Origin of the sequence: Agromyces binzhouensis, from assembly GCF_042672355.1 — a bacterium.
Classification (GTDB): domain Bacteria; phylum Actinomycetota; class Actinomycetes; order Actinomycetales; family Microbacteriaceae; genus Agromyces; species Agromyces binzhouensis.
The window spans coordinates 210,212-234,098 of the sequence record NZ_JBHXVJ010000005.1 but is presented as its reverse complement, the minus strand read 5'-3'; the positions used below and the strand labels follow the sequence as shown (position 1 = coordinate 234,098).

The window sequence follows — 23,887 nt, the reverse complement described above, 5'->3', positions numbered from 1 at the left end:
CGCTACGCTGGGAGCACCATGTACTGCCCCTTCTGCCGCCACCCCGATTCCCGCGTGATCGACTCGAGGACGAGCGATGACGGACTCTCGATCCGACGTCGACGCCAGTGCCCGGAGTGCGGCCGCCGGTTCTCGACGACCGAGACGGCGAGCCTCGCGGTCATCAAGCGGTCGGGCGTGATCGAGCCGTTCAGCCGCGAGAAGGTCGTGCTGGGCGTGAAGAAGGCCTGCCAGGGCCGGCCGGTCACCGACTCCGACCTGGCGGTGCTCGCCCAGAAGGTCGAGGAGACGATCCGGTCGACGGGCGCGTCCCAGATCGAGGCGAACGACATCGGCCTGGCCATCCTCCCCCCGCTCCGCGAGCTGGACGAGGTCGCGTACCTGCGCTTCGCGAGCGTGTACCAGGCCTTCGAATCGCTCGACGACTTCGAGTCGGCGATCGAGGCGCTCCGCGAGGAGCACGGACGGCTGCCGGCCCGACCTGCCGAGTGACGGTCGCGTCGGGCGGTTCGACGCCGCTCCGGTAGCCTGATCCAGGCATGTATCGTCTCCTCTTCTCCCTCGGCTTCTCGCGCATGGACCCCGAGCGCGCCCACCACCTCGCGTTCGGCGTGATCCGCGCCCTCCCCGTGCTCGGCATCGGCCGCCTGGTGGAGCGCGTCACCGGGCCCGCGCCCGAACTCGCGGTCGAGGCGCTCGGCCTGCGGTTCCCCTCGCCGTTCGGAGTCGCCGCCGGGTTCGACAAGGACGCCCTCGCCGTCGTGGGCCTCGGGAACCTCGGATTCGGCCACGTCGAGGTCGGCACGATCACGGCACTGCCGCAGCCCGGCAACGAGCGGCCCCGGCTGTTCCGCCTGATCGCGGACCGCGCCCTGGTCAACCGCATGGGATTCAACAACGGCGGTGCGGATGCCGCGGCCGGCCGCATCTCGCGGCTGTCGCGCCGCCGGCACCGACCCGTGCTCGGCGTGAACATCGGCAAGAGCCGGGTCACGCCCGTCGAGCGCGCCACCGAGGACTACGTGCGGAGCACGAAGGTGCTCGCACCGCACGCCGACTACCTCGTCGTGAACGTCAGCTCGCCGAACACGCCGGGTCTCCGCGGACTGCAGGAGCTCGATGCGCTCGCACCGCTGCTCGAAGCCGTCCGCGCGGCGGCGGGGCGGACGCCGCTCCTAGTGAAGATCGCGCCCGACCTCGACGACGCCGAGGTCGGGCGGATCTGCGACCTCGTGGTCCGCCTCGGCCTCGACGGCATCATCGCCACGAACACCACGATCTCGCGGGCAGGGCTCGTCACTCCCGCCGCGGAGGTCGAGGCGATCGGCGCGGGCGGGCTCTCCGGGGCGCCGCTCGCGGCGCGCTCACTCGCCGTGCTGAAGCTCATCCGCGAGCACGTGCCCGCCGAGCTCTGCGTGGTGTCGGTGGGCGGCGTCGAGACCCCCGAGGACGTCCAGGAACGGCTCGACGCCGGCGCGACGCTCGTCCAGGGCTACTCCGCGTTCGCCTACCGCGGACCGGCGTGGGCGCGCGAGGTCAATCGGGGACTCGAGCGGATCCGGCGCGAGCGTCGGGCCGCGGCATCCGTCGCCTGACCACCCGAGCGGACCGCGAACGCGGTGGCCTCGAGGCGTGGTGATCGGGCGGGCCCGTGCGAGGGCGCCTCAGAGCATGCCGATGCCGGAGAGCCGGTCGGCGAGCGTCGCGCCGTCGCTCGCGGACACCCACGGCACGTCGGCGCCGTGCTGCTCCGACTTCGAGCGTCCGCCGGCGAGGACGGCCTCGCCGGGCGAGAGCTCGCGGATGGCGATCGCCGCGACGTTCTCGGGATGCTGGCGGGCGAACGCCGCGTAGAGCTCCTCGTCGTGCTGGCCGTCGTCGCCGATCATGAGCCAGCGGACATCGGGGAACTCCTCGGCGAGGCGACGCAGGTTGTCGATCTTGTGCTCGCGCCCGCTCCGGAACCACCGGTCGTGCGTCGGACCCCAGTCGGTGAGCAGGATCGGACCCGCCGGGTAGAGGTTGCGCGACAGGAACCGAGTCAGGGTGGGTGCGACGTTCCACGCGCCGGTGGACAGGTAGATCACGGGGGACCCCGGATGGCGGCGCGCCAGGCGCTCGTAGAGGACCGCCATGCCCGGAGTGGGGCTGCGGGCGTGCTCGTCGAGCACGAAGGTGTTCCATGCCGCCACGAAGGGCCGGGGGAGCGCCGTCACCATGACGGTGTCGTCGACGTCGGAGATGATGCCGAAGTCGACGTCGGGTCCGACGACGCGGATGGGGGCGTCGACCGATTCCGCGCCGTGGGTGCTGATCACCACGTGGTTCCACCCCGGCTCGAGGTGCACCGGGATCTTCGTGTCGACCACGCCGCCGCGATCCGAGAGCACCTCGAAGCGCTCGCCGCCGACCTCGATCGTGACCGGCACGTCGCCGACCGGCACGCTCGTGAAGCTCCGCCACCCGCGGATGCCCTGTTCGCGACGGCGCCGACGGCGCTTCGAGGTCTCGTCGGCCCGGATCGGCTTCGAGAGCAGTACGCGGCAGAACACGCGGACCCACTCGGTCGAGCCGTAACCCGTGTAGGGCACGACCGTCGGGACGTTGCCACGGCTCCTCGCCCACCGTTCGCGCACCTCGTGGATCCAATCCTCGGCGCGCGCGGCACCATGCCGGGCCGGCCGTTGCCGGGGACCGGCCGGGTCGGGGGAACTCACCGGCATCCCATCAGTCTTTCATGGACCCGCACGCTGGAGCGAAACCCGCCGCGCCCCGAAGGCGGGACTTCCGCTCGGAGCCGGGTAGAGTGGTCCGGCGAACAAGGAGGACCCGTGCCGAACATCGACCTGATCCTGGGGGGCGATCACGGGCGGCGGCGCTCGGTGCGAACCGAGCCCACGCAGCGACGCAGCTCCCAGCGGCTCGACGCGCTGCTGGACGCCGCCGCCGAGATCGTCGACGAGCTCGGATTCGAGCGGCTGACCACGCAGATGGTCGCCGAGCGCGCCGGCGCGTCGATCGGCACCGTGTACCGGTACTTCCCCGATCGCGTCGCCGTCCTCCATGCACTCCGGGAGCGCAGCGTCCGCCGCTATCGCGAACGACTCGCCGAATCGATGGAGAGCGCGGAACTCGACGCCTGGTGGGACGTGATCGACGTCGCGCTCGACGTCTGCATCGCCCTGTACCGCGACGAGCCGGGCTTCAGCGTCGTCTACTCCGCACCGCGCGAGGCCTCCGACCTCGACGGCGAGCCCGAGATCGCCCACCGCGTCGCGAAGCTCCTCGAGCACGACTTCGGCGTGATCGACGACTCCGAGGTCCGGTTGCGGCTCGGCGTCGCGCTGGAGATCGGCGCCACGCTCATCCACCGGGCGTTCGTCCGCGACGCCGCCGGCGACCAGCGATACCTCGACGAGGCCCGCCACGTCGTGCGCGGCTACCTCGATCGGCACTTGACCGATCGTCTCGCCGCCTCGTCCGCAGCCTGACGATCCGCGGCGAACCGCATCGACCCCCGTTGCCCCGCCGCTTCCGAGGTGTTTGGCTTGGTGACGAGGCGCCGGTCGGCGCCAGCCACGACGTGAGGGGCAGCATGATCGAGTTCCGCGGCGTCACCAAGCAGTTCCCCGACGGCACGGTCGCGGTCCGCGACGTCGACATCGTGATCCCCCCGCACAAGACGACCGTGCTCGTCGGATCATCGGGCTCCGGCAAGACGACCCTCCTGCGCATGATCAACCGCATGGTCGACCCGACTGGCGGACAGGTCCTGATCGACGGGACGGATGTCGCCACGGTCGACCCGGTGAAGCTCCGGCGCGGCATCGGCTACGTGATGCAGAACTCCGGGCTGCTGCCGCACCGGAAGGTCGTCGACAACGTCGCCACGGTGCCCCTGCTGCGCGGCGAGTCGCGGCGATCCGCGCGTGCGCACGCCCTCGAGCTGCTCGACACGGTCGGGCTCGACCGGTCCCTGGCCGACAGGTACCCCGCGCAGCTCTCCGGTGGACAGCAGCAGCGCGTCGGCGTCGCCCGCGGGCTCGCCGTCGACCCGAACATCCTCCTGATGGACGAGCCGTTCGGGGCGGTCGACCCGATCGTGCGCTCCGAGCTGCAGCAGGAGCTCCTCAGGCTCCAGGGCGAGCTCGGCAAGACCGTGGTCTTCGTCACGCACGACATCGACGAGGCCTTCCTCCTCGGTGACCAGGTCGTGATCATGCAGCAGGGCGGGCTGATCTCCCAGGCCGCATCGCCGGCGGAGATCCTCGCGCACCCGGCGGACTCGTTCGTCGCCGACTTCGTGGGCGCCGATCGCGGCAAGCGCGCGCTGCACGTCACCGAGGTCGAGGGGCGCCGTGTGGTCGTGGATGCGGACGGCAGGGCGGCGGGAGTCCTGGCCTCGTGAACTGGCTCTGGTCGAACCTCGACCTCGTCGGAGAGCTCATGCTCGTGCACCTCGCGTTGTCGGTGCCGGCGATCATACTGAGCTTCGTGGTCTCCGTGCCGATCGGGTGGCTCGCGCACCGGTACCGGTGGTCGCGGGGCGTCCTCCTGTCGATCTGCGGGCTCCTCTACGCCATCCCGTCGCTCGCGCTGTTCATCGCCCTGCCGGCGTTCACCGGCCTCAGTCTGCGATCCCCGGTGAACCTCGTCATCGCGCTCACGCTCTACGGCGTCGCGGTGATCGTGCGCACGTCGGCCGACGCCTTCGACTCGGTCGAGCGCGACATCCGGCAGTCGGCGACCGCGGTGGGCTACTCCGCGGCCGGGCGGTTCTGGGGCGTCGAGCTGCCCCTCGCGGGGCCCGTGCTGCTCTCGGGCCTCCGCGTCGTGATCGTGAGCACCGTGAGCCTGGCGACGGTCGGTGCGGTGATCGGCGTGCCGAGCCTGGGGAGCCTCTTCACCGACGGATTCCAGCGCGGCATCCAGGTCGAGATCATCACCGGCATCGTGGCGACGATCGTGCTGGCATTGGGGCTCGACGCGCTCAGCGTGCTGCTCGGTCGCGTCCTGATGCCGTGGACGCGCCGCAGGTCGAGCAACGGCCGGGCCGCTGCGGCGCGACGTGTCCGGGAGGAGACCGCGTGAACCTCTTCCTCGACGCGTTCGCCTGGCTCGCCGACCCGGCGAACTGGACCGGGCCCGGGAGCATCCCGCAGCGGATCGCCGAGCACCTGTGGGTCTCGGCGGTCGTGCTCGTCATCGCCTCCGCCATCGCGCTGCCGCTCGGCGCCCTCGTCGGCCACACCGGTCGCGGGCGCGAGCCCGCGGTCATGGTCTCGGGCGGTCTCCGCGCACTGCCGACGCTCGGCGTGCTGACGCTCTTCGGCACCTGGATCGGGATCGGTCTCGCCGCGCCGGTGATCGCGCTCGTCATCCTCGCCATCCCGCCGCTCCTCGCCGGCGCGTACGCCGGCTTCGAGTCGGTCGACCGGCGCACCATCGATGCGGCCCGGGCGATGGGGATGCGCGAACTCCAGGTGGTCGGCAAGGTCGAGCTTCCGTTGGGGATGCCGATCGTCGTGGGCGGCATCCGGTCCGCGACCCTCCAGATCATCGCGACCGCGACCCTCGCGGCCTACATCGCCGACGAGGGCCTCGGTCGTTTCATCTTCTCGGGGCTGAAGACCCGCGACTACGGCGAGATGCTGGGCGGCTCGATCCTCGTGATCCTGCTCGCACTCGTCATCGACGGATGCTTCGCGCTCACGCAGCGCGTCGTCGTCCCGGCAGGAGTCCGCGCGACGCGGACTGCAGAGCTCCGCTCGGGACCGACCCGGTCCCGAGCGATCGTGGGGCGACCCAACACCGAAGGGAACCAGGAATGATCACAGCAGGAAAAGGCCGGCTCGTTGCGCTCGCAGCGGTCGCGGTCGGGGCGACAGTGGCCCTGGCAGGGTGCGCATCGGGCGATCCGCTCGACAGCGGATCGGATGGCGGCGACGCGACGAGCGAGACCATCGTCGTCGGCTCGCAGGACTACTACTCCAACGAGATCATCGCCGAGCTCTACGCCCAGGCGCTCGAGGAGAACGGCTACACGGTCGACCGGCAGTTCCGGATCGGCCAGCGCGAGGTGTACATCCCGGAGATCGAGTCCGGCGCGATCGACGTCTTCCCCGAGTACACGGGCAACCTCCTCCAGTACTACGTGCCCGACACCACCGCGACGACGAGTGACGACGTCTACGCGGAGCTCTCGACGTCGCTGCCCGACGGGCTGCGCGTGCTCGAGCAGTCGCCTGCGACCGACCAGGACTCGTACAACGTCACCCGGACGTTCTCCGACGAGAACGGGGTCACGAGCCTCGCCGACCTGAAGGACGTCTCGACGCCGATCACGCTCGGCGGGAACTCCGAGCTCGAGACGCGCCCGTACGGGCCCGAGGGGCTGCAGTCGGTGTACGGCGTCGAGGTGGCGTTCACTCCGATCGAGGACAGCGGCGGGCCGCTCACCCTCAAGGCGCTCGTCGACGACCAGGTGCAGATGGTGAACATCTACAGCGCCGACCCGAACATCGCCGCGAACGACCTCGTGACGCTCGAGGACCCGGAAGGTCTCTTCCTGGCCTCGAACGTCGTGCCCGTCGTGAGCGACAAGGTCACCGACGAGATCGCCGAGATCATCGACACGGTGAGCGCTGCGCTGACCGCCGAGGACCTCGTGGCGCTCAACGCGTTGAGCGTCAACGAGCAGCAGTCCGCCGAGCAGATCGCGAGCGACTGGCTCGCGGAGCAGTCGCTCTTCTAGGAGGCGGAATCCTCGCGCGAGGGGTCGGCGGCTTCGGCCGCCGGCCCCTTCGCCGCGTCGGTCGGCGCGATGTGCGGCGGGATCGCGGGGTGCACGGCCGACTCGGCGGCATCCGTCATGTGACGCGCCTCGATGCGGAGCAGGATCTTCTTGCCGAGCCAGGCCAGCACGAGGAAGAGGACGATGACGCCGACGAAGAGGTACCCCGCCCAGTGGAGGTTGTCGCTCAGTTCGCGATAGCCGCCCGCGGCGGCCGAGCCGACGCCGACGTAGGCGAACGACCAGATGATGCACGCGGGCGTGGTCCACGCCATGAAGCGCCGGTAGGACATGTCGCTCATGCCGACGGTCAGCGGGACGAGCGAGTGCAGGACCGGCAGGAACCGGGAGATGAAGACGGCGGGGCCGCCGCGCCGCGCCAGGTAGCGCTGCGCGCGGTGCCAGTTGTGCTCGCCGATGCGGCGGCCGAGGCGCGAGTGCTGGATGTGCGGCCCGAACCAGCGGCCCAGCGCGAATCCGATGCTCTCGCCGATCAGGGCGCCGACGATCACCGCGACCGCGAGCGCGACGAACTCGACCGGACCCTCGACCCCGGTCGCTGCGACGATGACGATCGTGTCGCCCGGGACGATGAGGCCGATGAGCACGGAGGTCTCGAGCATGATGCCGATGCCGGCGAGCAGCGTGCGGACGATCGGGTCGACGCTCTGCACCGTCTCGAGGATGCCGTCGAGCAGCTCGTTCACGATTCAGAGCCTAGGCGCTCGCGCCGATCGGTGTCAGGCGGCGATCGCGGCGAGGACGCACACGGGGACCGCGACGATCGCCGTCGCGAGCAGCCACGTCGCGCTCCTCGCTCGCGGGTCGAGGGGATGGAGGTCGGCCTCGAGTCGCGCGAGCCGGCGTTCGAGCACGCGTTCGTCGGAGGCGGCCGACGCGGTCGGCGAGTCCGAGTAGGCCGCCGATGCGCCGGAGCTGCCGACCCGGAGCAGGGCCGTCCGCAGCGGCTCGACGCCGACCCGTCGTCGGGGCGCGTCGTCGGCGAGCATCTCGGTGAGCATCGCGACGGACCGCTCGGCGCGGTTCGCGATGGGGAACCAGGGGAGCGCCGCGTGCCAGGCCCGGAAGGCGAGCAGGACGAGGTGGTGCAGCTGGTCGAGGTGCGCGCGCTCGTGGCCGACGACGGCGCGGAGCTCGTCGTCGTCGAGGAGGTCGACGAGGCCGTCGGTGATGACGGTGGCCGTCCGCAGGCCGGGTACGCAGTAGGCGGCCGGGACCGGGTGCGCGAGCACCCGCGCACCGGTCGACGCGCTGGCGGGGCTCGCGAGGAGGTCGATGAGCCGGTGCTGGCGTCGCCGGGCGCGCTCGGCACGCACGGCCGTCGTGGCGAGGTTGAGGGCGAGGTGGACGGCCAGGCCCACGGCGAGCGTGAGCGCGGCGAGGTGCACGACGCCGAAGCCCTCGAGGATCGGTCCGGCGGCGATCACCGGGATCAGCGCGTCCGCAGCGCCGGAGAGCGAGCCGGCCGGCGACGCGCCGAAGGCCAACAGTGCGCCGATCATCGACAGGCCGCCGCCGAGCGCGATGCCCTGCCAGAGCACGAGCGCGGTCGCGGGGGAGCGGGCGGGCCAATCCGCACGGGAGAGGGCGACGGGCACCGGCCACGCGAGGGCGAGGGCGAGGGCGCCGAGCGCCACGGCGGCGGCGATCACGTCAGTGGCGGACCAGGTCGTCGAGCAGGCGACGCAGCGTGTTCGCCTCTCCGGCGCTCACGGTTCCGACGAACCGCGCGAGCGCGGCGTCGCGGTCGGACGAGGCGGAGAGCACCTCGTGCATGAGCTCGGCCGTGTGCTCGGCGCGCGAGAGGAGCGCCGAGTACCGGTGCGGGCGCGTGTCGCGGCTGCGCCCCACGAACCCCTTGCGCTCGAGGCGCGAGAGGACGGTCAGCACCGTGGTCGTCGCCGGGGCGCGACCGGGCGCGGATGCCGCGGCGAGCCGGTCGCGGACCTCGTTCGCGGTGAGCGCCGAATCGCCCATCCAGAGCTGTTCCATCACGGAGCGCTCCAGCTCGCCGAGACCTGCCATAGGTCGAGGATACCGCGCAAGAGCCCAAAGGTTCTACGTCGTGTAGAAAACATGCTCTACGCTCTGTAGAAGAATCGCGTCGACGATCGTTCCCATGAAAGGGGCCCCCGCGTGAACGAGTTGCTCGATCCGCTCCTGCTCGCCAGGTGGCAGTTCGGTCTCACCACGGTCTACCACTTCCTCTTCGTCCCGATCACGATCGGGCTCGCGACCTCGGCGGCGATCTTCCAGACCGCCTGGGTGCGCACCGGCAAGGTCGAGTACCTGCGGATCACGCGGTTCTTCGGAACGATCTTCCTCATCAACTTCGCCATGGGCGTCGTGACGGGCATCGTGCAGGAGTTCCAGTTCGGCATGAACTGGTCGGAGTACTCGCGCTTCGTCGGCGACGTGTTCGGTGCCCCGCTCGCGCTCGAGGGCCTGCTCGCGTTCTTCCTCGAGGCCACGTTCATCGGCCTCTGGATCTTCGGCTGGAACCGGCTGCCCCAGAAGCTGCACCTCGCCACGATCTGGGCGACGGCGATCGGCACGATCCTCTCGGCCTACTTCATCATCGCGGCCAACGCGTTCATGCAGAACCCGGTCGGCTACGAGATGAACGCCGAGCGCGGTCGCGCCGAACTCGTCGACATCTGGGCGCTGCTGACGAACCCGGTCGCCCTGGCCGCGTTCCCGCACACGATCGCGGCCTGCTTCATGGTGAGCTCCGGCCTCATCATCAGCGCCGCCGCGTGGCACCTCGCGCGCAACCAGCACCTCGACACGATGCGACCGGCCCTCAAGTTCGGCCTCTGGGGCATGCTCATCTCCGGCGCGCTCACCACCTTCTTCGGAGACCAGCTCAGCCTCGCGATGGTCGCCACGCAGCCCATGAAGATGGCGGCGGCCGAGGCGACCTACGACACCGTCTGCGGGGCGGACGCCTCGTTCTCGCTGTTCACGCTCGGTACGCCCGACGGCACGACCGAGCTGTTCTCGATCCGCGTGCCGTACCTGCTGTCGCTGCTGTCGACGCACTCGTTCGACGGGTGCGTCGAGGGCATCAACGACCTCCAGGCGCAGTACGCGGAGCTGTACGGTCCCGGCGACTACGCGCCCATCATCTGGATCACCTACTGGGCGTTCCGCTGGATGATCGGCCTCGGCATGCTGCACGTGCTGATCGCGGTCGTCGGGCTCTGGCTGACCCGCAAGGGCCGCATGCCGAAGCAGCGCTGGATCTGGACCGTCGCGGTCTGGAGCTTCCCGCTGTCGCTCGCGGCCATGATCGTCGGCTGGGTGTTCACGGAGATGGGTCGACAGCCATGGATCGTCTTCAGCCTCCTGCCCACCGAGTCGGCGGTCTCGCCGAACGTCACCGGCCTCGACGTGCTGATCTCGCTCGTCGCGTTCACGCTCATCTACGGCATCCTCGCCGTGGTCGAGGTCAAGCTCATCGTGCAGGCCGTGCGGAAGGGGCCGCCCGAGATCGCCCCGCCCGACCCCGAGACGGGCAAGGTCGAACACACGGCAACGGTCTACTAGGAGGACACGGACATGGATCTCGCAGTGCTCTGGTTCTGGATCGTCGCCTTCCTCTTCGTCGGCTACTTCGTGCTCGACGGGTTCGACTTCGGCGTCGGGATGTCGCTGCCCTTCCTCGGCAGGGACGACACCGATCGCCGAGTCCTCATCAACACCATCGGCCCGGTCTGGGACCTCAACGAGACGTGGGTCATCGTCGCCGGTGCCGCCCTGTTCGCGGCGTTCCCCGAGTGGTACGCGACGCTCTTCTCGGGGTTCTACCTCGCGCTGCTGCTCATCCTGCTGGCGCTGATCGCACGCGGCGTGTCGTTCGAGTACCGCCACCAGCGGCCGGAGGCCGCCTGGAAGCGGCGTTTCGACTGGATGATCATCGTCGGGTCGGCCGTGCCGGCGCTGCTCTGGGGCGTCGCGTTCGCGAACATCGTCCAGGGCGTCGCGCTCGACGCCGACCACAACTACACGGGCACGCTGTTCGACCTGCTGAACCCGTACGCGCTGCTCGGCGGACTCACGACGCTGATGCTGTTCTTCACGCACGGCGTGGTATTCGTCGCGCTGAAGACGGACGGGGACATCCGGCAGCGCGCTCGGCGCCTCGCGGCGAGGGCCGGCGCCATCACCGTCGTGGTCGCCGCGACCTTCCTGGCCTGGACCGGATTCGCGCACGGCACGGCCTGGTTCTGGGGGCTCGCGGCCGTCGCCGCGCTCGCGCTCATCGGCTCGTGGCTCGCGAACGGGCGCGGTGCGGAGCGGGTCGCGTTCACGCTCATGGCGGTGACGATCGGCGCCGCCGTGTTCGCGCTCTTCGCCGCGCTGTTCCCCGACGTCATGCCCGCATCCAACGATCCGGCGAACAGCCTGACGATCGCGAACGCGTCGAGCACGCCCTACACGCTGACGGTCATGAGCTGGACGGCGCTGATCTTCCTGCCGCTGATCCTCGCCTACCAGGGCTGGACCTACTGGGTCTTCCGCAAGCGCGTCACCCGTCAGACGATCGACGCCGCCGCGCACTGACGTGCGTCCGCTCGATCCCAGACTGCTCCGGCGTTCCCGCGCCGCCCGTGGCTTCATGGTCGCGGGCGGCGCGCTCGCGCTGCTCCAGGCGGGTGCCACGGTCGCGTTCGCATGGGCCCTCGCCACGCTCGTCGTCGGCCTCATCGAGGGCGAAGTGCCGGGCGGAGCGAGCACGATCGCGGTCGTCATGCTGGTCGCGGCATCCGTTCGAGCGCTCACGGGGTGGCTGTGGGAATGGCTCGGGTCGGCCGGGGCCATGCGCGTCAAGGCCGAACTGCGCGACGCGCTGCTCGGGCGGCTCGAGGACCGGGCGGGCCGGCGGTCGGTCACGACCGCGCGGGCGGCGACGCTCCTCGGGCCGGGCCTGGACGCCCTCGACGAGTACTTCGGGCGCTACCTCCCGCAGCTCGTGCTGACGGCGATCGCGACGCCGGTGCTGGTGGTCGCGGCGTGGACCGCCGACTGGGTCTCCGGACTGATCCTCGTGATCGTGCTGCCCCTCATCCCGGTGTTCATGGCGCTCATCGGCATGGCGACCGAGGTCGTCCAGCGCCGACAGTGGGACCGCCTGCAGGCCCTCTCCCGCGGGTTCCTCGAAGTGCTCGGCGGACTCTCGACGCTCATGGTCTTCGGCCGCGCCGAACGGCAGTCCCGTCGCATCCGCACGGTCACCGACGAGTACCGCTCGAGCACCATGAAGGTGCTCAGGGTGACGTTCCTCTCGGGGTTCACGCTCGAGTTGGCCGGGAGCCTCTCGGTCGCGCTCGTCGCCGTCTCGATCGGGCTCCGGCTCGTCGCGGGCGACATGGCGTTCGCTCCGGGACTGTTCGTGCTGATCCTCGCGCCCGACGTCTTCCTCCCGATCCGGAACGTCGGTGCCGCGTTCCACTCCGCCACGGCCGGCCTCGAGGCCTCGCGCGATGCGCTCGACCTGCTCGACGCGGACGAGACCGAGGAGCCGGTGCGCGACGATCGTGCCGGGCAGGCGGACGCCTCGGCGTCCGGCGCTCGCGATCCGTCCACGGCCGGAGCGCTGGACGGCCTGCGCATCCGCGACCTCGTCGTCCTGCGCGACGGCCGGCCGGTCACCGCTCCGCTCGACCTCGACGCCGCGCGCGGCGAACTCGTCGCGCTGACCGGCGCGAGCGGCTCCGGGAAGTCGTCGCTGCTCGCAGCGATGCTCGGGTTCGCCGACCGCACCGGCCGGCTCGAGCTCGATGGACTCCCACTCGGGGCCGGGACGCGTCGGCTCGTCGCCTGGTCCGGGCAGGCGCCGCAGCTCGTCGAGGGCACGATCGCCGCGAACATCCGCCTCGGCTCGGAGGACGCCGACCCGGCGCTGCTCGACCGCGCGGTCGCGGTCGCGGGCGTCGACGTCGACCCGGGGCTGCAGCTCGGGCCGGCCGGTGCCGGCCTCTCGGGCGGGCAGGCGCAGCGCGTCGCGGTCGCGCGCGCCGTGCATCGAGCGCTCGCGACCGACGCGCCGCTCGTCCTCCTCGACGAGCCCACGTCGGCACTCGACGCCGGACGCGAACGGGCGATGGCGGCGGCGCTCGAGGATCTCGCGCGCTCCGGTCGGATCGTCGTCGTCGCAACGCATCGTGGCGCACTCGCCGATGCCGCCGACCGAGTCATCGCGATCCGGGAGGCGATCCGTGCCTGATCGTTCCCGGTCGGTCCTGCGGCAGGCGGTCCCGCCGGTCCGACGGCTCGTGCCGTCGGTGCTCCTCGGCGTGCTCGCGGGCCTCTCGAGCGTCGCCCTGCTCGCCTCGAGCGCGTGGCTCATCGCCAGGGCGGCGGAGCAGCCGCCCATCCTGTTCCTCTCGCTCGGGGTCGTCGGGGTCCGCGCGTTCGCGATCGGGCGTGCGGTGTTCCGCTACCTCGAGCGGCTCGCCGGCCACGACGCGGCGTTCCGCCAGCTCGCCGAGATCCGCGTCGGCGTCTTCGAGCGGATGCTCCCGCTCGCGCCCGACGGCCTGGTGGCGTCCCGTCGGGGAGACCTGCTCTCCCGATTCGTCGGCGACGTGGACGAACTGCAGAACGTGAGCCTCCGGATCGTGCAGCCGTTGGCGAGTGCGACGATCGTGCTCGGCGCCGCGATCGCGGGGCTCGTCTGGCTCGCGCCGAGCTCGGCGATCGTCGTCGTCGCGGTCATCGCGTCGGGCGTCGGCGCCGCCGTCGTCGCGCAGTCGCTGCTCGCCGCTCGTGCCGACGAGCGTCTCGCGCCGCTGCGCGGCGAGCTGCAGGGTGCGATCGTCGAGCACGTGCAGGCACTCGACGTCCTGGTCGCCTACGACGCGGCGGCCGCCGGGCGCGAGCGGATCCGGCGGCTCGGCGCGCGGCTCGAACGCGCGACGCGGGCCCGCGCGTCCGCGGTCGGGCTGGCCGCCGCGGCGATGAGCGCCGTCGGCGCGTTCGCGGCCGCGGCGAGCCTCGGCGCGGCCCAGCCGATCCTCGACGGGGGGCGGATCGACGGACCCACGTTCGCGGTGCTCTGCCTCGTGCCGCTCGCGATCGCCGAGGTCGCCGCGGCGATCCCCGTCGCCGTCGGCTCGCTCCGGGTGGTCCGCGCGAGCGCCCGACGGGTCGCGGACGCCGTGCCGGCCACGATCCCCTCCGAGCTGCCCGCCCCGCCGGCTGCGCCGAGCGACCCGGGCGGGTCGGACGCGCCGGACGCGCCGGCCCCGTCGGTTGCGCCTGCCGAATCGCACGAGGCCGCCGCAGGACCATCGCCTTCCGGCCGCCACCTGCCCGCCATCGCCCTCCGTGCAGTGACCGCACGCTGGCCTGCGCTGGACGAGGACGCCCCGGCACCGGGCGTCGCGCCGCCGCGCCCGCGGTCCGCGCTCGACCCGTTCGACTTCGACCTCGCACCGGGGGAGCGGGTGCTCGTGACCGGACCGTCCGGGGTCGGGAAGACGACGCTCGCGCACGTGCTCGTCCGCTTCCTCGAGTACGGGGGGTCCTATCGCCTCGACGGCGTCGAGGCGCGCGACCTCGACCCCCGGGAGGTCCGACGCGTGGTCGGCCTGGTCGAACAGCGACCGTGGCTGTTCGACGAGGACCTCCGGCAGAACCTGGTGTTCGCGCGCGACACGGCGGGCGACGACGAGCTGATGGCGGTGCTCGATCGGGTCGGCCTCGCGACATGGGCCGAGGAGCGCGGCGGGCTCGACGCGCGAGTGGGGGAGCGCGGCGGGCTCGTCTCGGGCGGCCAGGCGCAGCGCATCGCCCTCGCGCGGGCGATGCTCGCCGACTTCCCCGTGCTCGTGCTCGACGAACCGACGGCGAGCGTCGACCCGGAGCGGGCCGACACCCTCCTGCGCGACCTGCTCGCCGCGGCCGGTGATCGATCGGTGGTGCTCGTGTCGCACATCGGCGCGCCGCACGATCTCGTCGATCGGGAGGTTCGGATGACGCGACCCTCCGACGCTCCTCCTGCGCCCGACTGAGCAGCGCCCGAGGCGCGGCCCACCCCGCCGGGTGCACACGACGTGGTCCGATCGCCGCGGCGATTTCGTGCGTGATGCGCACGGTCGTTGCGCAGTCCGGGGAACCCCCTAGTGGTACCGGCCGTCCGATGCTTGACTCCCAACAATCGACGCACCACCCCGATTGCAGAGGAGCCATCACCCCCATGAGAGCACTACGCACCGGTACCGCGGCCGTCGCCATCGCGGCGCTCGCACTCGGTGCCGGACCGGCCTTCGCCCACGACGACACCCCCTGGGTCGACGACGGCGTGCTGGACTCCGGCAAGGAGACCCACCAGCACCACGCGCACGACCAGCAGCACGGCGAGGAGGAGGGGCACCTTCCCGCCTCGAGCGAGAATGTCACGAAGATCGCGAACCTGGACCTCTTCGGGGACGAGGAGCAGCCCGGACGCATCGCGGACGTGTCCGCCTACGGGAACTACGCCTACCTCACCGCGTTCTGGGAGCCCGAGTGCGACCGCGGCGGCGTCTACATCGTCGACATCTCCGACCCGGAGGCACCCGAACTGGTCACGCTGATCCCGAGCCACCGCGGCACGTTCAGCGGCGAGGGTTCGCAGGTGCTCCACCTGGAGACGGAGTACTTCTCTGGCGAGGTGCTCGCGTACCAGAACGAGATCTGTCCCGGTGACACGCACGGCATCGGCGGCATCAGCCTGGTCGACGTCTCCGACCCGACGAAGCCGAAGATGCTCGTCGAGGGCGCCGGCGACTTCACCTTCTCCGGCCCGTCGACGAAGGTGTCCGGCAAGGCGCAGACGAAGGCCAACGAGACCCACTCGGTGCGCATGTGGACCGACGGCGACAAGGCGTACGCCGTGCTGGTCGACGACCTCGAGGACACCGACATCGACATCCTCGACATCACGAACCCGTCCAAGCCGAAGCTCGTCTCCGAGACCTCGCTCGACTCGGTGACCGCGCAGGCCCCGGGCGAGGTGCACGGCGACGCCGTCTTCCTCCACGACATGGTGGTGGAGGAGATCGACGGCGAGATGATCATGCTCGTCTCGTACTGGGACGGCGGCTACGCGCTGCTGAACGTCGACGACCCGGCGAACCCGGTGTTCCTCCGCGACACCGACTTCGCGGCGTCCGATCCGGTGCGCGACCTGTTCGGCCAGACCGTGACGCCCGAGGGCAACGCCCACCAGGCCGAGTTCACGAACGACCGCGAGTTCTTCATCGCGACGGACGAGGACTTCGACCCGTACCGCGTCATCGCGACCATGGAGGACGGCACGGAGTTCACCGCGATCCAGGGCTCCGACGTGCCGCAGGTCGACACCGAGACGACGCTCGCCGGCGACACCCGCTTCGTGGGCCTCGCCTGCGATGCCGCGAGCGTGCCGGCCGCGAGCCCCGGCGAGATCGCGGTCATCGAGCGCGGCGTGTGCGACTTCACGGTGAAGGTGCAGAACGCCGAGGCCAAGGGGTACGAGGGTGCGGTCGTCTTCAACCGCACGGGCGTCGACGGCTGCGACACCCTCATCTCGATGCTCGTCGATGCCGGGATCCCGGCGGTCTTCGTCTCGCGGACCGACGGCTTCCGGATCCTGACGGGCGGCGTGCCCGGCGACTACACGTGCGACGCCTCCGGCGCGGGGACGACCGTTCCGACGCCGGTCGGCGGCCTCGGGCAGGACGTCGCGATCCAGGCGGTCTTCGACGGCTGGGGCTACGTGCACCTGTACGACGCCGAGACGATGGAGGACCTCGACCAGTACTGGGTGCCCGAGAGCCAGGACGCCGACTACGCGTCGGGCTTCGGCGACCTCTCGGTCCACGAGGTCGCGACCGACCCCGATGACGACCTGGCCTACATCTCGTACTACGCCGCGGGCTTCCGCGTCGTGAGCTACGAGGGCGGCCAGTTCGAGGAGCTCGGCCACTACATCGAGGACGGCGGCAACAACTTCTGGGGCGTCGAGGTGCACGACCACCCGAACGGCCAGCAGTACGTGCTCGCCTCCGACCGCGACAGCGGGCTGTACATCCTCCAGTACACGCCCTGATCCGCTGAGCGCATCACACGGCGGGCGGGTGCCGACGGCACCCGCCCGCTGCGTGCGCCCGGGGCGGGGCACGGCCGTAGGCTGAGGGGATGCCGCGACGAATCCGCAGCACGGTGCTGCCCGGGTGGCGCGACCCGCAGGCCGTGTTCCTCGACCTCGCGGTCGCGGCGTCGCGCGTCGCCTGGCTGGACGGCGGGGACGACGCGACCACCGGGCGGAGCGTCATCGCCATCGCCGCGGAGGACGCTCCGGTCGTGCTGGCCGACGGCGACGCCGATCCCGATGCGGTCTACTCGGCACTCGCCGCCGAGCTCGACGTCGACGCGTCGCAGGTCACCGGCGGAGGCCCTGCCGCAGTCGGCTGGTACGGCTGGTTCGGCTACGAGTTCGGCGCGCGCACGCTCGGCGTGCCCGCGGCCGCCGCCTCGACGCCCGAGGTCGCCTTCTTCCTCGCTGATCGCGTCATCGTGTTCGACCACGGCAGCCGGACCGTCCGGTTGGAGTGGCTGGAGGACGATGCGCGCGGGAGCACGGCGCCGAGCGAGTGGGTGGAGCGCACGACCCGGGCGATCGAGCGGATCGGAACGTCGAACGAAGGCGCCGCGGCATCCGTCGACCGGCCCGACTCGCGCCCGGCGCCGGATGCGCGGCCGGCGAGCACCCGCTGGCGGCACGAGCCGGGCGAGTACCGGCGCCTGATCGCGGAGTGCCAGGCGGCGATCACACGCGGGGACGCCTACCAGCTCTGCCTCACGAACCGGGTCGACGTCGACGTCCGTCCCGATCCGGTCGCCGCCTACCTCGCGCTGCGCGCCTCGAGCCCCAGCCACCACGGCGGTCTCGTCCGCATCGACGAGGTGGCGCTCCTCAGCGCGTCGCCCGAGCAGTTCCTGCTGGTCGCGCCGGACGGCACCGTGGCCACCAAGCCCATGAAGGGCACGCGCCCTCGGTCGGCCGATCCGACGACGGATGCCGCGCTCCGCGCCGAGCTCCACGCCAGCGAGAAGGAGCGCGCCGAGAACCTGATGATCGTCGACCTCATGCGCAACGACCTCGGCCGCATCGCCGAGCTCGGCTCGGTCCGCGTGCCGGACCTGCTCGTGGTCGAGGAGTACGCCCACGTGCACCAGCTCGTCTCGACGGTCACGGCGCGGCTGCGCCATCCGCTCACCGCCCTCGACGCCGTCCGCTCGGCGTTCCCCGCCGGATCGATGACGGGAGCGCCGAAGCTGTCGGCCATGACGATCCTGCACGGACTCGAGCACGGGCCGCGCGGCGTGTACTCGGGTGCGTTCGGATGCCTCGGGGTGGACGGCACGGCCGACCTCGCCATGGTGATCCGCTCGATCGTGCTGACGCCCGACGGGGCGTCGATCGGCACCGGCGGCGGCATCACCGCACTTTCCGACCCCGACGAGGAGGTCGAGGAGACCCGGGTGAAGGCGCGGGCCCTGATCGCCGTGCTCGGCGGCGAGACGCCGGGCGAATGGGTCGGACCCGCCGCGGTCCCGCCGGACGCAGGCGATGACGACGACGCCGGCCGCGAACGCCCGACGCACGACTCCGTGCATTGAGTAGGCTTGATCCTCGGGCGCCCGTCGCGCGCGCCCGCACCCGGGCGACTCGCCCGCCCCCCGCGCATCACGATTGAGAGTCACGTGGCACACGAGCAGGACACCCCCCAGACCGAGGCAGGCACCTACGACTTCGCGACGATCCAGGCGAAGTGGCTTCCGGTGTGGGAGGAGCTCGAGCCGTTCCGCGCGGCGAAGCCGGGGGACACGCGCCCCCGCAAGTACATCCTCGACATGTTCCCGTACCCGTCGGGCGACCTGCACATGGGCCACGCCGAGGCGTTCGGCTTCGGCGACGCGGCCGCCCGCTACTGGCGTCACCAGGGCTTCGACGTGCTGCACCCGATCGGCTGGGACTCCTTCGGCCTGCCCGCGGAGAACGCGGCGATCAAGCGCGGCGCCGACCCGAAGGCGTGGACCTACGCGAACATCGAGCAGCAGAAGCGCTCGTTCAAGCAGTACGCGCCGTCGTTCGACTGGACGCGTGAACTCCACACCAGCGACCCCGAGTACTACAAGTGGAACCAGTGGCTGTTCCTCAAGCTGTACGAGAAGGGCATCGCGTACCGCAAGGACGGCCAGGTCAACTGGTGCCCCAACGACCAGACCGTGCTCGCGAACGAGCAGGTCGTCGACGGCCACTGCGAGCGCTGCGGCTTCGTCGTCACGAAGAAGGCGCTGACGCAGTGGTACTTCCGCGTGACCGACTACGCCGACCGCCTGCTCGACGACCTCAACCAGCTCGAGGGCAAGTGGCCGTCCAAGGTCATCACGATGCAGCGCAACTGGATCGGCCGGTCGTCGGGCGCCGACGTCGACTTCGCCATCGAGGGGCGCGAGCAGCCCGTGACGGTGTTCACGACGCGCCCCGACACGCTCTACGGCGCGACGTTCATGGTCGTCGCGCCCGACTCGGCGCTGGCCGAGGAACTCGCGACGGGTGCCTCGGAGGAGGTGCGAGCGCGTTTCGACGAGTACCTCGCGTCGGTGCGCGCCGAGAGCGACATCGACCGCCTCTCCACCGACCGCCCGAAGACCGGCGTCTTCCTGGAGCGCTACGCGGTCAACCCGATCAACGGCGAGCGCCTGCCGATCTGGGCGGCGGACTACGTGCTCGCCGACTACGGCCACGGCGCGATCATGGCCGTGCCCGCGCACGACCAGCGCGACCTCGACTTCGCGCGCGCGTTCGAGCTGCCGGTCCGCGTCGTCGTCGACACGAACGCGCCGGTGACCGGCGTCATCCCCGTCATCCCGGTCGACGAGCACGGCGTGCCGCTGCCCATGGACGACCTGCCGACGCTCGACCCGGCGGGCACGGGCGTCGCGCTGGCCGGCGAGGGGCGCCTGACGAACTCCGGGCCGCTCAACGGCCTGAGCAAGACCAATGCGATCCGGCGCGCGATCGAGATCCTCGAGGAGCGCGGCGTCGGCCGTGCCGCGAAGAACTACCGCCTCCGCGACTGGCTCATCTCCCGCCAGCGCTACTGGGGCACGCCGATCCCGATCATCCACTGCGAGCACTGCGGCGAGGTCGCGGTCCCCGAGGCCGACCTGCCCGTGCGGCTGCCGGATGCCGCGGGGCTCGACCTCTCGCCGAAGGGTGCGAGCCCGCTCGGCGCCGCCGAGGAGTGGGCGCGCGTGACCTGCCCGCAGTGCGGCCGCGAGGCGCGCCGCGACTCGGACACGATGGACACGTTCGTCGACAGCTCCTGGTACTACCTGCGCTACCTGAACCCGAACGACGACGCGCGCGCCTTCGACCCGGCCGAGGCCGAGAAGTGGATGCCGGTCGACCAGTACGTCGGCGGCGTCGAGCACGCCATCCTGCACCTGCTGTACTCGCGCTTCGTGACGAAGGTGCTCTTCGACCTCGGCTACCTCGGGTTCACCGAGCCGTTCACGTCGCTGCTCAACCAGGGCATGGTCATCATGGACGGCACCAAGATGTCGAAGTCGAAGGGCAACCTGGTCGAGTTCGCCTCCGAACTGTCGGCGCACGGCGCCGATGCGCTGCGCGTCACGATGGCCTTCGCCGGACCGCCGGAGGACGACATCGATTGGGCCGACGTCTCGCCGGTCGGAGCGGCGAAGTTCCTGGCCCGCGCCTGGCGCATCTCGGGCGAGGTCACCTCGAGCCCCGACGTCGAGTGGAAGTCGGGCGACCGGGCACTCCGGCGCATCACGCACCGCCTGCTCGCCGACGCCCCGGGCCTCGCCGAGTCGTTCAAGTTCAACGTCATCGTTGCGCGACTCATGGAGCTCGTGAACGCGACGCGCAAGGCGATCGACTCCGGCCCCGGCGCCGGTGACGCGGCCGTGCGCGAGGCCGCCGAGGTCACCGCGATGATCCTCGACCTGTTCGCGCCCTACACGGCGGAGGACATGTGGGAGCGGCTCGGCTACGAGCCCACGGTCGCGAACGTGGCGTGGCGCAAGGCCGACCCCGCGCTCCTCGTCGAGGAGTCGGTCACGGCGATCGTGCAGGTCGACGGCAAGGTCCGCGACCGCCTGGAGGTCTCGCCGAAGATCGGCGCCGACGAGCTCGAGTCGCTCGCGCGCGCCTCGGCCGCGGTGACCCGCTCGGTCGGCGACCGCGAGATCGTCAACGTGATCGTGCGGGCGCCGAAGCTCGTCAACATCGCCACGCGCGGCTAGGGCGTATCTCCTAATCGGTTGGTTCAGAGGGTGATGGCTCGCAGGACGGCTCCACCGCGGTAGGTGATCGCGAGTCTGTCGTACCTGCTGGCCAAACGGGCAGGGTCGATCTCCCGCAGTGGGTCGGGAGATCGACCCTGACACGAGCGGCGCCGTGCCGCGCATGAACTGAGAACTGTGCTCTACGAGCCCTTCCCATCAGTCCGTTCACGCTGCCGGGTCTTCACAGCGCCGAGGACCGTCGCCGTGACGGCCCAGAGCACGGCGAGCACGGTGAGGCCGGCCGAGGGCCAAACCGAGCCGAGGAGTACTTCGTTCGTCGGAACGGAGCCGTCCGGGGCACCGGCGACGTCATCCGCGTGGTAGCCCGCCGCGGTGCCGAGCACGATGGTCGTCGCCGCCAGGACTGCGGCGAGAATCCAGTAGCCGATGATCGCCCGTCTTGTGAACATCCCTGACCCCCCGATCAGTTGCAGAGGTTGGCCATGAAGCCCCCGTACCCCTTGTCAGGGGTCCACGACTCCAGGTTCCACGAGTCCTTGAACGTCGTCACCGGGCGGTAGTCGTAGTGACAGTAGAACTGGTTCTCGAGGGTGCTGGTCTGCGGCACACCCTTCTTCTTGGTCTCGGACCAGGCCTCCCATCGTGCACCCCAGCCTGCACCGCCACGCCCCCACCACGTGGGATACACGTGGTATCGATAACCCTTCCCGGAGTACCAGGTCTTGGTGACCTTGTCGATGAGGGCGATCCCGAGCCATGGGTCCGCGACGACGGGGTATGTGGTCTCGGCGCTGTGCTCGATGATCCGGATGAGCGATGTCCCATCGACCTCATAGTGGGTGCTGACGGCGTTCCCCGTGGCGTCTCGGGCCCAAGCTGGCGCAAACCCTCCGATGAAGTCGCCGTTGGCATCGGCGATGACGACTGCGCCGGAGTCGAGGACCGTCATCGCCCCGCCCTTCGGTACCGACACCTCGTACTCGTACCGGCCGGGGCATCAGCACTGTCAATGACGGTGATGATCTGAACGGAACCGTCTTCCTTGATGACGGGGACCGTGGTCGAGGCGTCCCCGTTGTCGTACGCCACGATCCCGGGGGACACAGCTTCGGCGTGGCCCGCGTTGCCGGCGTTCGGCAGTCCGACTGCCAAGCTGACCCCGTCGCCGTCTTCGACCACAATCCCGTCCGAGGGGTCGATCGGAACGACCACCGACACCTCGGAGTGGGCCTCGGTCAGGTGCGCGGCGACCTCGCCGCTTGTTCGAGTCGCGGCGACCGCTACGCCTTCTAGTGCTTCGGGCGCAACCTGCTCGATGACGTGCTCGATGTCCGATGGGCTCTCCCCGGCCGTGGCCGGAGGTGCTACTCCGATCGTCAGTGCGACAGCTACCGCGCAAACACCCGTAAGCCTGGAACGCATTGGCGTTCCCTCGTTCCGTTCGATCCAGCGGCACGATGACAATGCCACCTCAGCAAACGTGGCGGGCATGTCACCGATCCGCAGCGACATCCGGCCGCCGAGAACGCATCGTGCCAGCCGCCACTCCAATGACGACAGAGGCGCGGTCGCATCTCAGTGCCAGCACTGAGATGCGACCAGATCACTTGCCGCGCCCGGTCGCGAGAGCGATGCAAAGACGAGTTCGATCGCTATGACATTCACGCAACGAGCGCCGCCGTTGCGGTAGTCGAGGAGAGCCGAGCGAGGCGAGTCCGAGTGGAGTAACCGGAATAATGACGCCGTGCGTCGTGATTCTGGACTGACGGATGCCCAGTGGGACCGGATCCGGCCGTTGCTGCCGTCCTCAGCGGGTCGACGCGGTCGCCCGTTCCGCGACGATCGTCGAGTCGTCGAGTCGTCGAGTCGTCGAAGGCATCATCTGGCGGTACCGGGTCGGTTCACCGTGGCGGGACGTGCCGGCCTCGTTCGGCCCGTGGCAGACGTTGTGGAAACGGCACCGACGGTACTCCGGCGACGGGACCTGGGATCGCATCCACGCGGAACTGCTCGCCGACGCCGACTTCGCCGGGATGATCATTTGGGCGGTCAGCGTGGACGCCACGATCAACCGCGCCCATCAGCATGCGACGAACCTGCGCCACGTCACAGGGGGACCTGTCGAACTACAAGAATCTGCGCGGCGAACCCGCTGACCACGGGATCGGCCGGTCACGCGGCGGGTTGAGCACGAAGATCCACCAGCTCGTCGACGGTCGTGAGCTGCCGTTGGTGTAATGGTCGGGCCGGGTCAGGCCGGCGACGCGCCGATGTTTCCGGTCCTGATGGATCAGCTCAGGGTCGCCCGTCGCGGGCCCGGCCGGCCCAGATCCCGACCGGACCGGGTCCGCGCCGACAAGGCGTACTCCTCACGCGCGATCCGCGGCCACCTGAGCGAGCGGGGCATCGTCGCAGTGATCCGGGAACCAGCCGACCAGGCCCGCAACAGGAAGCGGCGCGGCAGCCGAGGCGGACGACCGGTCGGGTTCGACGCGGACGACTACCGCGGCCGGAACGTGATCGAGCGCGGATTCAGCGCGACCAAGCAATGGCGCGGCCTGGCCAGCCGATACGACAAACTCGCGATCACCTACCGCGGCGGAGCCGTCCTGGAGCCAACACACTCTGGTCAAAGGAATTCGGAGACACGCCCTAGGTCCCGCCGGTTCGAGCCGTCCTCCACAGTGAGGCGGTCCGACGGTGGTCCTCGCGCGCCCGACGCGCGTGGAGTCCGAGGTCGCGCCGGGTCGTAGCGTCGCG

21 protein-coding genes and 1 pseudogene are annotated in these 23,887 nt (G+C 70.8%); 15 read left to right on the top strand and 7 right to left on the bottom strand.

Features of this window, described 5'->3' with window-relative positions; translation table 11 throughout:
- Positions 1–18 precede the first annotated feature (18 nt).
- Both nrdR and ACFVHK_RS10650 read left to right on the top strand, forming a co-directional pair.
- The gene (gene nrdR / locus ACFVHK_RS10655; RefSeq protein WP_129233566.1) at positions 19–492 is read left to right on the top strand and encodes a transcriptional regulator NrdR; all 474 of its coding nucleotides are present in this window, start codon (positions 19–21) and stop codon (positions 490–492) included.
- 47 nt (positions 493–539) lie between these two features.
- Positions 540–1,595 (top strand): quinone-dependent dihydroorotate dehydrogenase, encoded by a 1,056-nt coding sequence (locus ACFVHK_RS10650; RefSeq protein WP_376928784.1) that lies wholly within the window; start codon positions 540–542, stop codon positions 1,593–1,595.
- A gap of 69 nt (positions 1,596–1,664) precedes the next feature.
- On the opposite strand, the gene ACFVHK_RS10645 is transcribed toward ACFVHK_RS10650, so the two are convergent.
- Positions 1,665–2,723 (bottom strand): App1 family protein, encoded by a 1,059-nt coding sequence (locus ACFVHK_RS10645; RefSeq protein WP_376928783.1) that lies wholly within the window; start codon positions 2,721–2,723, stop codon positions 1,665–1,667.
- A 108-nt stretch (positions 2,724–2,831) separates the two neighbouring features.
- On the opposite strand from ACFVHK_RS10645, the gene ACFVHK_RS10640 reads away from it, so the two are divergent.
- The 5 genes from ACFVHK_RS10640 to ACFVHK_RS10620 all read left to right on the top strand — a co-directional run bounded on the left by ACFVHK_RS10640 (position 2,832) and on the right by ACFVHK_RS10620 (position 6,754).
- Entirely contained in the window at positions 2,832–3,491 is a 660-nt protein-coding gene (locus ACFVHK_RS10640; protein WP_376928782.1) for a TetR family transcriptional regulator, read from the top strand.
- Between the two features lie 104 nt (positions 3,492–3,595).
- Positions 3,596–4,408 carry an ABC transporter ATP-binding protein gene (locus tag ACFVHK_RS10635; protein ID WP_376928781.1) on the top strand — a complete coding sequence of 271 codons (813 nt, stop codon included), beginning with the start codon at positions 3,596–3,598 and terminating at the stop codon, positions 4,406–4,408.
- Complete coding sequence (locus tag ACFVHK_RS10630) at positions 4,405–5,091, top strand: ABC transporter permease (RefSeq protein WP_376928780.1); 687 nt, start codon at positions 4,405–4,407, stop codon at positions 5,089–5,091. The genes ACFVHK_RS10635 and ACFVHK_RS10630 overlap by 4 nt, the downstream gene beginning before the upstream one ends.
- Complete coding sequence (locus tag ACFVHK_RS10625) at positions 5,088–5,831, top strand: ABC transporter permease (protein WP_376928779.1); 744 nt, start codon at positions 5,088–5,090, stop codon at positions 5,829–5,831. The genes ACFVHK_RS10630 and ACFVHK_RS10625 overlap by 4 nt, the downstream gene beginning before the upstream one ends.
- Entirely contained in the window at positions 5,828–6,754 is a 927-nt protein-coding gene (locus tag ACFVHK_RS10620) for an ABC transporter substrate-binding protein (RefSeq protein ID WP_129233559.1), read from the top strand. Before ACFVHK_RS10625 ends, ACFVHK_RS10620 begins: the two co-directional genes overlap by 4 nt.
- Here the strand turns inward: ACFVHK_RS10620 and ACFVHK_RS10615 are convergent.
- Genes ACFVHK_RS10615 through ACFVHK_RS10605 form a run of 3 tightly spaced genes read right to left on the bottom strand, consistent with a single transcriptional unit; the run spans position 6,751 to position 8,839 of the window.
- Entirely contained in the window at positions 6,751–7,500 is a 750-nt protein-coding gene (locus ACFVHK_RS10615) for a DedA family protein (RefSeq protein WP_376928778.1), read from the bottom strand. The genes ACFVHK_RS10620 and ACFVHK_RS10615 overlap by 4 nt on opposite strands.
- Positions 7,501–7,533: 33 nt before the next feature.
- Entirely contained in the window at positions 7,534–8,466 is a 933-nt protein-coding gene (locus ACFVHK_RS10610) for a M56 family metallopeptidase (protein WP_376928777.1), read from the bottom strand.
- Between the two features lies 1 nt (position 8,467).
- Positions 8,468–8,839: a BlaI/MecI/CopY family transcriptional regulator gene (locus ACFVHK_RS10605; protein ID WP_129233556.1), complete on the bottom strand. Its 372-nt coding sequence runs from the start codon at positions 8,837–8,839 to the stop codon at positions 8,468–8,470.
- Positions 8,840–8,950: 111 nt separating this feature from the next.
- Here ACFVHK_RS10605 and ACFVHK_RS10600 point away from each other — a divergent pair, with 111 nt between their 5' ends.
- The 7 genes from ACFVHK_RS10600 to leuS all read left to right on the top strand — a co-directional run bounded on the left by ACFVHK_RS10600 (position 8,951) and on the right by leuS (position 21,124).
- Positions 8,951–10,363 (top strand): cytochrome ubiquinol oxidase subunit I, encoded by a 1,413-nt coding sequence (locus tag ACFVHK_RS10600; protein ID WP_129233555.1) that lies wholly within the window; start codon positions 8,951–8,953, stop codon positions 10,361–10,363.
- Positions 10,364–10,375: 12 nt separating this feature from the next.
- The gene (gene cydB / locus ACFVHK_RS10595; RefSeq protein WP_129233554.1) at positions 10,376–11,380 is read left to right on the top strand and encodes a cytochrome d ubiquinol oxidase subunit II; all 1,005 of its coding nucleotides are present in this window, start codon (positions 10,376–10,378) and stop codon (positions 11,378–11,380) included.
- 55 nt (positions 11,381–11,435) lie between these two features.
- A complete protein-coding gene (gene cydD / locus ACFVHK_RS10590; RefSeq protein ID WP_376928776.1) occupies positions 11,436–13,043 on the top strand; it encodes a thiol reductant ABC exporter subunit CydD in 1,608 nt (535 codons plus the stop codon).
- A complete protein-coding gene (gene cydC, locus ACFVHK_RS10585) occupies positions 13,036–14,832 on the top strand; it encodes a thiol reductant ABC exporter subunit CydC (RefSeq protein WP_376928775.1) in 1,797 nt (598 codons plus the stop codon). The genes cydD and cydC overlap by 8 nt, the downstream gene beginning before the upstream one ends.
- Positions 14,833–15,017: 185 nt before the next feature.
- Positions 15,018–16,892: a PA domain-containing protein gene (locus tag ACFVHK_RS10580; protein WP_376928774.1), complete on the top strand. Its 1,875-nt coding sequence runs from the start codon at positions 15,018–15,020 to the stop codon at positions 16,890–16,892.
- 89 nt (positions 16,893–16,981) lie between these two features.
- Entirely contained in the window at positions 16,982–18,466 is a 1,485-nt protein-coding gene (pabB, locus tag ACFVHK_RS10575; protein ID WP_376928773.1) for an aminodeoxychorismate synthase component I, read from the top strand.
- Positions 18,467–18,550: 84 nt separating this feature from the next.
- On the top strand, positions 18,551–21,124 hold the full coding sequence (leuS, locus tag ACFVHK_RS10570; RefSeq protein ID WP_376928772.1) for a leucine--tRNA ligase: 2,574 nt from the start codon (positions 18,551–18,553) through the stop codon (positions 21,122–21,124).
- A gap of 182 nt (positions 21,125–21,306) precedes the next feature.
- On the opposite strand, the gene ACFVHK_RS10565 is transcribed toward leuS, so the two are convergent.
- Genes ACFVHK_RS10565 through ACFVHK_RS10555 form a run of 3 tightly spaced genes read right to left on the bottom strand, consistent with a single transcriptional unit; the run spans position 21,307 to position 22,639 of the window.
- Positions 21,307–21,576: a hypothetical protein gene (locus ACFVHK_RS10565; protein ID WP_376928771.1), complete on the bottom strand. Its 270-nt coding sequence runs from the start codon at positions 21,574–21,576 to the stop codon at positions 21,307–21,309.
- Positions 21,577–21,590: 14 nt separating this feature from the next.
- Positions 21,591–22,076: a DUF2599 domain-containing protein gene (locus tag ACFVHK_RS10560; RefSeq protein ID WP_376928770.1), complete on the bottom strand. Its 486-nt coding sequence runs from the start codon at positions 22,074–22,076 to the stop codon at positions 21,591–21,593.
- Complete coding sequence (locus ACFVHK_RS10555; protein ID WP_376928769.1) at positions 22,073–22,639, bottom strand: hypothetical protein; 567 nt, start codon at positions 22,637–22,639, stop codon at positions 22,073–22,075. Before ACFVHK_RS10555 ends, ACFVHK_RS10560 begins: the two co-directional genes overlap by 4 nt.
- Before the next feature lie 232 nt (positions 22,640–22,871).
- Between ACFVHK_RS10555 and ACFVHK_RS10550 the strand changes: the two are divergent.
- Positions 22,872–23,739, top strand: a pseudogene (locus ACFVHK_RS10550) (IS5 family transposase); the annotation flags it as partial.
- Positions 23,740–23,887 lie beyond the last annotated feature (148 nt).

What these genes read in the sequence shown, in the direction of transcription:
- nrdR (WP_129233566.1), top strand. Translation starts at nt 19, where the DNA reads ATGTACTGCCCCTTCTGCCGCCACCCCGATTCCCGCGTGATCGACTCG.
- ACFVHK_RS10650 (WP_376928784.1), top strand. Translation starts at nt 540, where the DNA reads ATGTATCGTCTCCTCTTCTCCCTCGGCTTCTCGCGCATGGACCCCGAG.
- ACFVHK_RS10645 (WP_376928783.1), bottom strand. Translation starts at nt 2,723, where the DNA reads ATGCCGGTGAGTTCCCCCGACCCGGCCGGTCCCCGGCAACGGCCGGCC.
- ACFVHK_RS10635 (WP_376928781.1), top strand. Translation starts at nt 3,596, where the DNA reads ATGATCGAGTTCCGCGGCGTCACCAAGCAGTTCCCCGACGGCACGGTC.
- ACFVHK_RS10620 (WP_129233559.1), top strand. Translation starts at nt 5,828, where the DNA reads ATGATCACAGCAGGAAAAGGCCGGCTCGTTGCGCTCGCAGCGGTCGCG.
- ACFVHK_RS10605 (WP_129233556.1), bottom strand. Translation starts at nt 8,839, where the DNA reads ATGGCAGGTCTCGGCGAGCTGGAGCGCTCCGTGATGGAACAGCTCTGG.
- cydB (WP_129233554.1), top strand. Translation starts at nt 10,376, where the DNA reads ATGGATCTCGCAGTGCTCTGGTTCTGGATCGTCGCCTTCCTCTTCGTC.
- cydD (WP_376928776.1), top strand. Translation starts at nt 11,436, where the DNA reads ATGGTCGCGGGCGGCGCGCTCGCGCTGCTCCAGGCGGGTGCCACGGTC.
- ACFVHK_RS10580 (WP_376928774.1), top strand. Translation starts at nt 15,018, where the DNA reads ATGAGAGCACTACGCACCGGTACCGCGGCCGTCGCCATCGCGGCGCTC.
- pabB (WP_376928773.1), top strand. Translation starts at nt 16,982, where the DNA reads ATGCCGCGACGAATCCGCAGCACGGTGCTGCCCGGGTGGCGCGACCCG.
- ACFVHK_RS10565 (WP_376928771.1), bottom strand. Translation starts at nt 21,576, where the DNA reads ATGTTCACAAGACGGGCGATCATCGGCTACTGGATTCTCGCCGCAGTC.
- ACFVHK_RS10560 (WP_376928770.1), bottom strand. Translation starts at nt 22,076, where the DNA reads ATGACGGTCCTCGACTCCGGCGCAGTCGTCATCGCCGATGCCAACGGC.
- ACFVHK_RS10555 (WP_376928769.1), bottom strand. Translation starts at nt 22,639, where the DNA reads ATGTCGCTGCGGATCGGTGACATGCCCGCCACGTTTGCTGAGGTGGCA.